We start from the raw sequence: 12,030 nt of genomic DNA, 5'->3' as shown, positions 1-12,030 counted from the left end.
CTCGTAGACATGGAAGTGAACTTATGGATAGCGCTATGGGCCGGGTTTGCATCGTTTATTTCACCTTGCTGCCTGCCGCTCTATCCCTCATATTTATCGTACATAACCGGGATATCCGTCAGTCAGTTGAAGGAAGGCGCCAATACCGGAGTGCGCGCCAAGACGGTATCTCACACGCTTTGTTTCATTATCGGCTTTTCGATTATTTTTTACAGCCTGGGCTGGGGCGCCGGACTCGTTTCGAATCTTTTCATTGATTATAAAGATTTGCTGCGTCAGATTGCCGCTATTCTCATTTTTGCCATGGGCCTGTTCTTACTGGGGATATTCCAGCCGCAATGGCTTTTGAAGGAACGCAAGGTGCAGTGGAAGTTTAAGCCTGCGGGCTATTTGGGCTCTATCCTGGTAGGAATGGGGTTTGCAGCAGGATGGAGTCCGTGTATCGGACCGATTCTATCGGCGATTCTCGCATTGGCTGCTACGAATCCGGATTCATGGTTCCCGCTGATCAGCATGTATTCGCTCGGCTTCGCGATTCCGTTTTTCGTTCTGGCGTTTTTCATCGGAACCACGAAGTGGATTTTGCGCTATTCCTCTAAAATTATGAAAATAGGCGGGGGCTTGATGATCGTCATGGCTATCCTGCTGTATACGGATCAAATGACCCGCATCACCATTTGGCTGAACTCGATTACCCCCGACTACTTGAAGTTTTAAGTGAAATAATCGATCGTAGCATTCGGGAAATTATCGAAAATTTGCTCGGTTATGAACTCGCGCAGCGCCGTTGCCTGTTCATCGGGATAGACGTACTTGCCTTGACCCCAGCGGCCCCATTTATACTTGCGCTTCGTTTCGTCGAGCTCAAGCTTCGTTTTGGGATAACGCTGCTGGATCACGTTCTTGGCGGTCTTCGTAAAACGGTGCTGAATCAATTCGAACGTTAAATCAGAGGTGGCTTCTTCGGGAAGCGCCTCTTTTAATTTTTCCAGCAGCACGCGGTATCCATCCTCCCAGCCTTCATGCCAGATGATGGGGGCGATGATGAAGCCTAACGGATAGCCGGCTTTCGCCACTTTGCCCGCGGCCGTGATTCGTTCGTAGAAGCTGGAGGTGGCAGGCTCGAAATTTTTGATGACATAATCGGCATTCACGCTAAAACGAAATCGGGTATGTTTATTATGTTTAGCGTCCAACAGTGGTTCCACATGGTGAAACTTCGTTACAAAACGCAACCGGCCGAACGGTTCCTTGCCCATAAATTCAATCAGCTCTTTGAGTGAGCCGCTTATATGCTCCAAGCCTACGGGATCGGAGGTACACGCCGCTTCGAACCGGGTAATTTCCGGCGCGCGTTCTTCGATGTATTGTTTGGCCGCTTGTAAAATATCGTCCGTATTCACATAGATGCGAATGTACGGCTTGGCGCCGAGCGTAGTCTGCAAATAGCAGTAGTGACAGTGCGCCATACAGCCTGTTGCGATAGGTATGGCATATTCGGCGGATGGCTTGGACGTATCGAACTTCAATGTTTTGCGGATACCTACGACCAGCGTTCGTTTGGCGATGCGGTACTTCTCCAGGTCGCTTTCCCCGGGCAGGTTGGTGATGCGGTTATGCGACGTCGTCATATGAATCGGAAGCCCTTGCTGCTTGGCCCATTCCAGAATTCGTTGGCCTTTCGGATAATTCAGAGCGTCCGGCTCGAAATAAACAAGCTCGGGAACGAACACATCCGTCTGGCGAACCGGCGGAGATAACATTTCAACCGACATGGTGTCTAGCACTCCTTCAGATGGATTAGCACATTTTGGTGACTTGACTTGCTTCCTGCAGGCGGCATGTGTTATAGTAAAAGGCGCTTATTATGACCATAGTTTGATCCTGTTCGCTTCAGCTCACTCATGGGAATTGCAATGAAGCTTGCAAGACGGGGCTTTTTTACGAGAAGCGATACATCAGCAGGACCACGCAACGGTTGACGATGTACGGGAGGAAGAGCAGATGGCTACACCGAGTATGGAGGATTATCTGGAAAGGATCTACAAGCTGATCGATGAAAAAGGATATGCCCGCGTATCCGACATCGCCGAAGGCTTGGAAGTGCATCCTTCTTCAGTCACCAAGATGATCCAGAAATTGGACAAAGATAACTATTTGGTGTATGAAAAGTACCGCGGTCTCGTACTGACATCCAAAGGGCAAAAGATGGGCAAGAGACTGGTCGACCGGCACCAGCTGTTGGAAGAATTTCTGACTATGATCGGCGTATCGGAGGATACGATTTATAAAGATGTGGAAGGAATCGAGCATCACTTGAGCTGGGATTCCATAACTTGTATTGAAACGCTGCTTGAGTATTTCCGCAGAGACCCGTCCCGCGGAGAAGAACTGATGAAGCTGAAAAAGGAAATGGACGAATCGTAACATCCCGCATCCGACTACTTGCTCGGGTGCTTTTTTGTTGAAATGCCGGGGCGGGCGGGGCCGTCACAAGACGGGAGCTTGTTCCTGGCTTCAGTTCGTAATTTTTTGCAACAAAAAGGGCATATATGGTATAGTTTGCGTATAAATGTTCGTTTCTTGAGGTGAATTTTTTGCTAAAAAAGCTGGTTCCGCAACTGCAAGTGAATACGATTTACGACATTGATCTGCATGCATTGTGGGAGCAGGGCAAGCGCGGGATTATTACGGATCTCGATAATACTCTGGTAGGGGCGAAGGCGCCTTTGGCCACTCCGGAGCTGATCGACTGGCTGAAGGTTGTAGGACAGCTCGGTTTTCAGGTTGTTATCGTATCCAACAATAACAAGCTGCGCGTAAGCAAATTTGCGGAGCCCTTATCGCTTCCTTTTATTTACCGGGCCAAAAAGCCGACAAGCGCGGCGTTCCACAAGGCGTTGAAGCTGATGAACCTGAAGCCGGAAGAGACGGTCGTCATAGGCGACCAGATGATGACTGATGTTCTCGGCGGCAACCGAATGGGATTGTACACGATATTGGTCCTTCCGATCGCCAGAGGCGACGAGGGGATTTTTACGAAGATCGTGAACCGGACGCTGGAAAAAGCCGCATTAACATGGATGAGAAAGTAGGTAATTGACAACATGACAGAAACGAATTTGGAGCACGCGGCCTGTGCCGGCTGCGGAGTGAAGCTGCAGACCGAATCGGCGGAGAAGCTCGGCTATGTTCCCGAGAAGGCTTTGGAACGGACGCCGGTCATTTGCCAGCGCTGCTTCCGGATTAAAAATTATAATGAAGTGTCCGGCGTCACACTGAATCAGGACGACTTCCTCAAGCTGCTCAGCCATGTCGGCAGCACGGATTCGCTCGTCGTCAATATCGTCGATATATTCGACTTTGAAGGTACATTAATCAGCGGCTTGTCCCGATTCGTCGGCAACAATCCGATCGTGCTGGCCGTCAACAAGATCGATCTGCTGCCTAAAGTAACCAACTACAATAAAATTGTGAACTGGGTGCAGCGGCAGGCCAAAGAATTCGGCTTGAAGGTCGTTGAGGTCGTATTGTGCTCCGCCAAGCAAAATATGGGATTCGAGCGGGTGCTTGAAGCGCTGGACAAGCATCGGAACGGACGCGACATCTATGTCGTCGGTGCGACCAATGTCGGCAAATCCACGCTGATCAACCGTCTCATTCGCGACTATAGCGATTTGGACGCCGAGCTGACAACTTCGCATTACCCGGGTACGACGCTTGATCTGGTCAAAATTCCGCTTGATGACGGAACGTTCATTATCGATACGCCGGGAATCGTCTACAGCCACCGGTTGACCGAACTGGTCAGCAAGCAGGACTTGGGCAAGCTCATGCCGGATAAACCGGTCAAGCCGCTTGTGTTTCAGCTGAACGAGCAGCAGACGCTGTTCTTCGGAAGCTTTGCCCGGTTTGATTTCGTTCAGGGCGAACGGCAGTCGTTTACGTTCTACGTATCGAACGCCTTGCAGCCGCACCGGACGAAGCTGGAGCGTGCGGACGAGCTGTACGAAGAGCATAAAGGAGAGCTGCTTGCTCCGCCTACCCGCGAAGCGCTGGAGCTCTTGCCTAAGCTGGTCAAGAATCCGGTCAGAATACCGAAAGGGAAGCTGTACGACGTCTCGATCTCGGGACTCGGCTGGGTAAAGGTCAACAGCAGCGCCGGGGCCGATCTGGTCATTCACGCTCCGAAAGGCGTTAAAGTTGCAGTAAGAGAAGCGATTATATAAATATTTAGTCGAGCAACAGCAAGTATGGGAGCGGGGGTCAGAAGTATCATGGGGAATAAGTTGGACAGTCATACGATAATGTACGGAGTGTTCGGTGATCCGATCCGGCATTCCAAATCGCCGATTATGCTCAACCGCGCTTTTGAGGAGACGGGAATTAACGCTGCCTATGCGGCGTTTCATATTTTACCGGACCAATTGAAGGATGCCGTTGCGGGAATTCGCGCGCTGCAGTTCCGCGGCGTTAACGTGACGATCCCTCATAAAGTCGAGGTTATGGACTATATGGACGAAATCGACGAGAGCGCCCGAGTGATCGGAGCCGTCAATACGATCGTGAACGATAACGGTCGGTTGACCGGCTATAATACCGATGGAATCGGGTATGTACGTTCCTTGAAAGAGGAGACCGGGATTGATCTGAAAGGGAAAAAGGTGCTCATGCTCGGAGCCGGCGGAGCGGCACGCGGTGTCGGTTATGCGTTGGCCAAGGAAGGCGCCTCACACATCTACATTTCCAACCGGACGGTGGAAAAAGCGGACGAGCTGGCTGAAACGCTCTCCGGCTTCACTAGCACTAGCGGCATGGGGAGCGACCGTGTGGCGGACGTCGTCGATGAGGTCAGCTTAATCGTCAATATTACGCCGGCAGGCATGCATCCGAATGTCGATACAGTCCCCATGGACACGTCGCTGATCAAGGATCATCTGGTTGTTAGCGATACAGTCTACAATCCGCTGGTTACGAAGTTTCTTCGCGAAGCGAAAGAACGCGGCGCCGTCATTCATCCCGGGCTTGGCATGTTCATCTACCAGGGGGCATACGCCTTTGAATATTGGACTGGGGTCCCTGCTCCTATTGCGGCTATGCGTCAAGTCGTGGAGCAATCGTTTACGAAATAACAACGTGTTGCAGGCAAATGCAAGCTGAAATCAAGTCAACGCGTATCACATCAGAATAGAGGCAAATCATATGTTAACAGGCAAACAGAAGCGTTATTTGCGCTCGCAGGCGCATCATTTGAACCCGATTTTTCAAGTCGGCAAAGGCGGTGTCAACGATCATTTGATCCGTCACATTGAGGAAGCTTTGGAAGTGCGGGAATTGATCAAAATCACCGTACTGAACAACTGCATGGAGGACCGCAGCGAGGTTGCCGAGCAGCTGGCTGAAGGAGCCGGAGCGGAGCTTGTTCAAGTCATCGGCAAAATTATTATTCTGTACAAAGAATCGCGCGAACATAAAACTATCGAGCTGCCGGTGTAACCGATGCCGGCGAATGCCGGAGAAGACCGTAGAAAACCGTGGGCAGCGGAAGCAAAATGAGGTGTATGCATGAAGATTGGCATCATGGGGGGAACGTTCGATCCGATCCATATCGGCCACCTGATTGCAGCGCAATGTGCTTGCGAGCAGGCGGGACTGGACGAGGTCTGGTTCATGCCGACGAATGTTCCGCCTCATAAACGGCAAGCTCCCGGAGCGACGCCCGAGCAGCGATGGGAGATGGTGTGCCGCGCTGTCGACGGGCATCCTTATTTCCGGCCAACGGATCTGGAATTGAAAAAAGGCGGCGTATCTTACAGTATCGATACGGTCAAGCTGCTTCGGCAGGAGCATCCCGGCCATCATTTTGCATATATTATCGGAGCGGACATGGTGCAGTATTTGCCGAAATGGTACAAGGCGGAGGAGCTGGTCCAGCTGGTCTCGTTCATCGGCCTGCAGAGGCCGGGATACGTGCTGGAGGAGGACCTGCTTCCCCAGGCCATTCGCCAGGCCGTAACGATGGCTGCGATGCCTTTAATCGAGCTGTCCTCCACAACGATTAGGGAGAGAAGAAGCCGGAACCAATCCATCCGATACATGGTTCCCGACCGTGTATATGAGTATATCGAGGTGAACGGAATTTATGGATCGTAAGCAGCTGATGGAAGCGGTAAAAGCGCAAATGCCCGCCAAACGGTGGGAGCATACGCTAGGGGTCATGGAAACGGCAGTCCTGCTGGCCAGGCAATACGGATGTGACCAGGAAAAGGCTTATTTGGCCGCTATCGCTCACGACGTATGCAAATATTGGCCTGTCAAGGAACAGGAAAGTATAATCCGGGACAACCATTTGTCTGACGATTTGCTCGATTATGATAAGGAGCTGTGGCATGCTCCGGCGGGAGCTTTTGTTGCGGAGCGGGATTACGGTATAACGGACGAAGATGTATTGAATGCGATTCGTTTCCATACATCGGGCCGGGTCGGGATGTCGTTGCTGGAGAAGGTCGTCTGTCTCGCCGATTATATCGAGCCTGGACGCGATTTTCCGGGCGTGAATAATATCCGTGAAATCGCTGAACATAGTGTAGAGAAGGCGTTGGTCGCCGGATTCGATGGCACGATACGGTTTTTGCTGGAAAAAGGCAAGAAAATCTATCCGCTTACGGTTTTGACGCGAAACGCGCTTCTTGAAGAAATCAAGCGGCTGGAAGAGCAGCAATCATTATAATCATTAAGTGAAGACATAAGTCATTGGCATAATGAATAGAACAACCATAAAGGAACTACCATTTAAGAGGAGGAACATGAATGAGTATAACCCCGGATAAATTGATGGCCCTTGCTGTAGATGCGGCAGACGACAAAAAAGCGATGAATGTGGTCACGTTGGACCTGCAAGGTATTTCCCTCATTGCCGATTACTTCGTAATCTGTCACGGGAATTCCGAAACGCAAGTGCAGGCGATTGCCACTGAAATCAAGAAAAAGGCCGAAGAGAAGGGCGCACGAGTTCGCGGATTGGAAGGAATGGATACGGCACGCTGGGTGCTGGTCGATCTGGGCGATGTTATCGTTCATGTGTTCCATCGCGATGACCGGGAATATTACAATATCGAGCGTCTGTGGTCTGACGCGAAAGTGGTTGAGCGGGTATGAGATTGGAAGCAGGCAATTGGGTCAAGCTGGAGGTGGCGAGAGAAGTCTCGCCCCACGGCTATTTTTTGACCGACGATAATCAGGATGTGCTGCTGCATTATAGCGAAGTGGAAGGCGATATCACGGTAGGCAGCATGGTCGATGTGTTTCTGTTCTATGATTCGGAGGACCGGCTGGCTGCGACGATGCGAAAGCCGTTGATTCAATTAGGCGAAGTGGCGCTGCTGGAAGTCGTCGATATTCATCGCCGCTTCGGCTGTTTTCTTGAAATGGGCCTTGGCCGCCATTTGCTGCTGCCTTTCCGTGAGCTTCCGGAGCTTCCGGAGCTACGTCCGCAAGTGGGGGACAAGGTGTTCGTTATGCTAGCCCACGACCGTCAGGGGCGTCTTGTAGCCAAACTGGCAGGAGAAAAGGATTTGCTGCCGCTGTGCTTTCATGCGCCGACCACGTGGCGTAACACTTGGGTTCAAGGCAGAGTATATAAGACGCTGCAGATGGGGACGTTCGTCATATGCGAAGGCGGAGTTCTCGGTTTCGGAGCCATCGGGATGATCCACGCTTCGGAACGGACAAGACTGTTACGACTTGGCGAGCAGGTGGAAGTACGGGTCAGCTACATACGTGACGACGGCAAAGTGAACTGTACGATGAGGGCGGTCAAGGAAGTCGGCCGCGACGAGGATGCGGAGAAGCTGCTCCAGTTTTTGCAGGAGCGCCCGAACGGCTCTATGCCTTATTCGGACGAGACGCCGGCGGATGTGATCATGCAGCGCTTCAAAATCAGCAAATCCGCTTTTAAACGAGCGGTCGGAAAGCTGATGAAGGAAGGGCTCGTATACCAGGAAGGCAGCTGGACTCACCTGAAGAAGGATTCTGCTGCGGAATCGGAAATGAATCCAAAGAATTAAATAAGCGTATGCGTACCGGCTTTGCCTTGAAGGCTGCCTGCAACGATCTTGACAGGGGTTGCGGGAGGACAAGGCTGCCGGTTTTTGCATGCCTGCCGGAAAGGAGCGGAAGAAACGTGGCCTACGAATTGTTCGCCTATCATTATGACCGCCTTATGGAAGATATGCCTTATGCGGAATGGCTTGATTTCTTGAACCAGTGCTGGGTGAAATACGGTCAGCCGCAAACCGTCGCCGATCTTGGCTGCGGTACCGGCAATATTGCTCTGCCATTGTCTCAACAAGGCTATGAAGTGTTCGGCATCGACTTGTCCGAGGATATGCTGGCGGTAGCCCAGCAAAAAGCTTACGAAGCGCAGCGGGAGCAGCCGTTTCAAGGCCGCGGCGAAGTGACCTGGCTTCAGCAGGATATGCGGGACTGGAGCTTGATGCAGCCTGTAGATGCCGTCATTTCCCTATGCGACTGCATGAACTACTTATTGGAAGAAGAAGATGTGGCGCAAGCGATTCGCCAGGCTTATGCGGGGCTGAAGGAAGGCGGCCTTTTCGTGTTTGACGTACATACCCGCCATCAGCTGGAATCGTATGCGGAAGAACAGCCGTTCTTCCTGAATGAAGACGACATCGCCTACATATGGACAAGCGATTACGATTCGGAACGATGCGAGATTGAGCACGCGCTTACGATCTTTGTTAAAGACGAAGCGTCCTCCCATGGTGCGGACGAATGCTTCCGTAGAGTCGAGGAGCTGCATTCGCAGCGGGCTTACCCGTTGGAATGGCTGAAGCAGGAGCTGCAGGAAGCCGGCTTTCGAGAAGTGGATGTGTACGCCGATTTTATGTGGAAGTCGGTTGCGGAAGAGACGGAACGCGCTTTTTTCGTCGCGCGCAAATAGGTTAGCTTGCCCATGGACGCATAGAGCATGGCTATCCTTTCATGATTATGTTCACGATTCCTAGAATGATCCCCCATAGTGGAAGAGACAAAGCAATGCCGTTGATAATCCCGGACATGTAAGGACCTCCTTACTTGTTAAGTGCTAAACTAGCACTAGCATTGCCATTTTACCGGTGAAGTAATCAAATCAGGCGTCTTCATGTACAATAGATTCGAGTGGGCTTGACATTGCTGCCGTATTTTACATATAATCGCTTTATATGTAGTTACCGGCTGAGATAAGAAGTAGTAACTCTGCATCATGTTATTCAGAGAGTCAGCGGTTGGTGTGAGCTGGCACTTGGTGAGAGTGAACTCGTCTTGGAGCTAGAGGGTGAAGTTCAAGCATGCATTAGATCGTGTGATCTTCTGCATAAACTTGAATCTAGCCTGATCGTCGCCCTCGCGTTAAGGGGAAGAGTGAACAGGGGCAAAGCATGCCTTCTGTTAACTAGGGTGGTACCACGGGAAGCTCGCCTCTCGTCCCTAGCGTTGCGCTAGCGATGAGGGGCTTTTCTATTTTGCAGCTGAACTTTTTTGAATTTTGGAGGAGGCACATTCGTATGACACAAGAAGCTAAAGAGCAGCAGGGCTATAACCCCCTGGTCATCGAACCGAAATGGCAATCACATTGGGAAAACAATAAAACGTTCAAAGTGCTGGACGATGAGAGTAAACCGAAATTTTACGCTCTGGACATGTTTCCTTATCCGTCCGGTGCCGGTCTGCACGTAGGACACCCGGAAGGCTACACGGCTACGGATATCGTATCCCGCTACAAGCGGATGCGCGGTTATAACGTTCTTCATCCGATGGGATGGGACGCATTCGGACTTCCAGCGGAGCAGCATGCACTCGATACCGGGCAGCATCCGCGCGATATTACGATCAAGAACATCAACAATTTCCGCCGGCAAATCAAGTCGCTCGGCTTCTCCTATGATTGGGACCGCGAGATCAGCACGACCGATCCGGAGTATTACAAATGGACGCAATGGATCTTCATTCAGCTGTACAACAAAGGTCTCGCTTACGTCGACGAAGTGCCGGTAAACTGGTGTCCTGCACTGGGAACGGTTCTGGCCAACGAGGAAGTCATTGACGGCTTGAGCGAACGCGGCGGCCATCCGGTTATCCGTAAGCCGATGCGTCAATGGGTATTGAAAATTACCGAGTATGCGGAGCGCTTGCTGGAAGATTTGGAGGAGCTTGACTGGTCCGAATCGATCAAGGATATGCAGCGCAACTGGATCGGCAAATCGAAGGGCGCCGAGGTCGTCTTCCAAATCGAAGGCCACGCGGATCAAAGCTTGAAAGTATTTACTACCCGTCCGGACACCTTGTTCGGCGCTACGTACTGCGTAATGGCTCCGGAGCATGAGATGGTGGAGCAAATTATGTCGGCCGATCAGGCAGCCGCTGTGAAGGAATATCAGGACAAAGCGGCGCGCAAAAGCGACCTGGAGCGTACCGACCTGGCGAAAGACAAATCCGGCGTATTCACGGGCGCTTATGCGATCAATCCGGTAAACGGAGGCAAAGTGCCGATCTGGATTGCCGACTATGTGCTTGCAGGCTACGGAACAGGCGCCATCATGGCGGTTCCAGGACACGATCAGCGTGACTGGGAGTTTGCGAAGCAGTTCGATCTGCCGATTGTTGAAGTAGTCAAGGGTGGAGACGTAACGAAGGAGGCGTACGCCGGAGACGGCGAGCACGTGAATTCCGGGCTGTTGAACGGTTTGAACAACGAGCAGGGGATCGCCTCCATGACCGAGTGGCTGGAAGCTAACGGCAAAGGTCAAGGCAAAGTAACGTACCGTTTGCGCGACTGGTTGTTTAGCCGTCAACGCTATTGGGGCGAGCCGATTCCGATTCTTCACTTGGAAAACGGCACGATGAAAACCGTTCCTGAGGATCAGCTTCCATTGCTGCTGCCGGATGTCGAGCAGATTGCGCCTTCGGGTACAGGCGAATCGCCGCTTGCCAATGTGACGGAATGGGTAGAAACGGTCGATCCGGAAACCGGCATGAAAGCGCGCCGCGAGACGAATACGATGCCGCAATGGGCGGGAAGCTGCTGGTACTATTTGCGCTTCATCGATCCGAAGAACGACAAGGAGCTGTGCTCCAAGGACTTGCAGCAAAAATGGCTGCCGGTTGATCTGTACATCGGCGGAGCCGAGCATGCGGTGCTTCACTTGCTGTACGCTCGCTTCTGGCATAAGGTGCTGTACGATCTGGGCGTCGTCTCCACGAAGGAGCCGTTCTACAAGCTGGTTAACCAGGGGATGATCCTGGGTGAAAATAACGAAAAAATGAGTAAATCCCGCGGCAACGTAATCAACCCGGATTTTATTGTGAACGAGTTCGGTGCGGATACGCTCCGCATGTATGAAATGTTCATGGGGCCTCTTGAGGCTACCAAGCCTTGGAATGTCAACGGCGTAGAGGGTACGTACCGCTTCTTGAACCGGATTTGGCGTTTGTTCGTCGGGGACAACGGTGAGCTTCAGCCGAAAATCAGCGCGGACGAAACGTTGGGCAGCGATACGTTCAAACGTACGTGGCACCGCAGCATCAAGAAAATTACGGAGGATCTCGAGGCGCTGCGCTTTAATACGGCGATCAGCCAGCTGATGATTTTCGTAAACGAGGCTTACAAAACCGATCGTCTGCCTAAGGCAGCGATGGAGCATTTCGTACAAATGCTATCTCCTATCGCACCGCATTTGGCTGAAGAGCTGTGGGAGAAGCTGGGGCATACAGAATCCGTTTCTTATGTAGAGTGGCCTACGTATGACGAAGCATGGACAGTAGATAACGAAGTGGAAATCGTCGTTCAAGTGAACGGCAAAATCGTCGAGCGTACGATGGTATCCAAAGACGCAAGCGAAGCGGATATGCAGGAGCTTGCTATGGGGATGAGCAAAGTACAGGAAGCGATGAACGGGAAGTCTGTGCGCAAGGTGATTGCAGTTAAAGGCAAGCTGGTCAACATTGTCGTTGGCTAGATCATTTTGTAAA

13 protein-coding genes and 1 other annotated feature are annotated in these 12,030 nt (G+C 51.7%); of the genes, 12 read left to right on the top strand and 1 reads right to left on the bottom strand.

Translation table 11 applies throughout. The features are described from left to right. Nucleotides 1-9 precede the first annotated feature (9 nt). Nucleotides 10-717: a cytochrome c biogenesis CcdA family protein gene (locus ACFQ88_RS14905; protein ID WP_239627206.1), complete on the top strand. Its 708-nt coding sequence runs from the start codon at nt 10-12 to the stop codon at nt 715-717. Here ACFQ88_RS14905 and splB read toward each other — a convergent pair. Beyond that, a complete protein-coding gene (gene splB, locus ACFQ88_RS14900; protein ID WP_379454613.1) occupies nt 714-1,775 on the bottom strand; it encodes a spore photoproduct lyase in 1,062 nt (353 codons plus the stop codon). The genes ACFQ88_RS14905 and splB overlap by 4 nt on opposite strands. A 229-nt stretch (nt 1,776-2,004) precedes the next feature. Between splB and mntR the strand changes: the two genes are divergently transcribed. The 11 genes from mntR to leuS all read left to right on the top strand — a co-directional run bounded on the left by mntR (nt 2,005) and on the right by leuS (nt 12,017). Next, nucleotides 2,005-2,427 (top strand): transcriptional regulator MntR, encoded by a 423-nt coding sequence (gene mntR / locus ACFQ88_RS14895; protein ID WP_239627202.1) that lies wholly within the window; start codon nt 2,005-2,007, stop codon nt 2,425-2,427. 170 nt (nt 2,428-2,597) lie between these two features. After that, the gene (locus ACFQ88_RS14890; protein ID WP_239627199.1) at nt 2,598-3,095 is read left to right on the top strand and encodes a YqeG family HAD IIIA-type phosphatase; all 498 of its coding nucleotides are present in this window, start codon (nt 2,598-2,600) and stop codon (nt 3,093-3,095) included. A gap of 12 nt (nt 3,096-3,107) precedes the next feature. Beyond that, on the top strand, nt 3,108-4,229 hold the full coding sequence (gene yqeH / locus ACFQ88_RS14885) for a ribosome biogenesis GTPase YqeH (RefSeq protein ID WP_239627196.1): 1,122 nt from the start codon (nt 3,108-3,110) through the stop codon (nt 4,227-4,229). A gap of 48 nt (nt 4,230-4,277) precedes the next feature. Further along, the gene (gene aroE / locus ACFQ88_RS14880) at nt 4,278-5,132 is read left to right on the top strand and encodes a shikimate dehydrogenase (RefSeq protein WP_379454612.1); all 855 of its coding nucleotides are present in this window, start codon (nt 4,278-4,280) and stop codon (nt 5,130-5,132) included. 70 nt (nt 5,133-5,202) lie between these two features. Beyond that, entirely contained in the window at nt 5,203-5,496 is a 294-nt protein-coding gene (gene yhbY, locus ACFQ88_RS14875) for a ribosome assembly RNA-binding protein YhbY (protein ID WP_239627191.1), read from the top strand. A 69-nt stretch (nt 5,497-5,565) separates the two neighbouring features. After that, nucleotides 5,566-6,153 carry a nicotinate-nucleotide adenylyltransferase gene (locus ACFQ88_RS14870; RefSeq protein WP_379454611.1) on the top strand — a complete coding sequence of 196 codons (588 nt, stop codon included), beginning with the start codon at nt 5,566-5,568 and terminating at the stop codon, nt 6,151-6,153. Beyond that, on the top strand, nt 6,143-6,730 hold the full coding sequence (yqeK, locus tag ACFQ88_RS14865; RefSeq protein ID WP_239627167.1) for a bis(5'-nucleosyl)-tetraphosphatase (symmetrical) YqeK: 588 nt from the start codon (nt 6,143-6,145) through the stop codon (nt 6,728-6,730). Before ACFQ88_RS14870 ends, yqeK begins: the two co-directional genes overlap by 11 nt. Nucleotides 6,731-6,810: 80 nt before the next feature. Then, on the top strand, nt 6,811-7,158 hold the full coding sequence (gene rsfS / locus ACFQ88_RS14860) for a ribosome silencing factor (protein WP_239627165.1): 348 nt from the start codon (nt 6,811-6,813) through the stop codon (nt 7,156-7,158). Continuing rightward, on the top strand, nt 7,155-8,066 hold the full coding sequence (locus tag ACFQ88_RS14855; protein WP_379454610.1) for a CvfB family protein: 912 nt from the start codon (nt 7,155-7,157) through the stop codon (nt 8,064-8,066). The genes rsfS and ACFQ88_RS14855 overlap by 4 nt, the downstream gene beginning before the upstream one ends. A 116-nt stretch (nt 8,067-8,182) precedes the next feature. Then, the gene (locus tag ACFQ88_RS14850; protein ID WP_379454609.1) at nt 8,183-8,962 is read left to right on the top strand and encodes a class I SAM-dependent DNA methyltransferase; all 780 of its coding nucleotides are present in this window, start codon (nt 8,183-8,185) and stop codon (nt 8,960-8,962) included. A 268-nt stretch (nt 8,963-9,230) separates the two neighbouring features. Then, nucleotides 9,231-9,494 (top strand) — a binding site (T-box leader). A 72-nt stretch (nt 9,495-9,566) separates the two neighbouring features. After that, entirely contained in the window at nt 9,567-12,017 is a 2,451-nt protein-coding gene (leuS, locus tag ACFQ88_RS14845; RefSeq protein WP_379454608.1) for a leucine--tRNA ligase, read from the top strand. The last annotated feature ends 13 nt before the right edge of the window (nt 12,018-12,030 follow it).

It is taken from the genome of Paenibacillus sp. NPDC056579 (assembly GCF_042793215.1).
Taxonomy (GTDB): Bacteria; Bacillota; Bacilli; order Paenibacillales; family NBRC-103111; genus Paenibacillus_S.
Note: the sequence above shows the minus strand (reverse complement) of the source record. Positions and strands in the feature narration are given on the sequence as shown.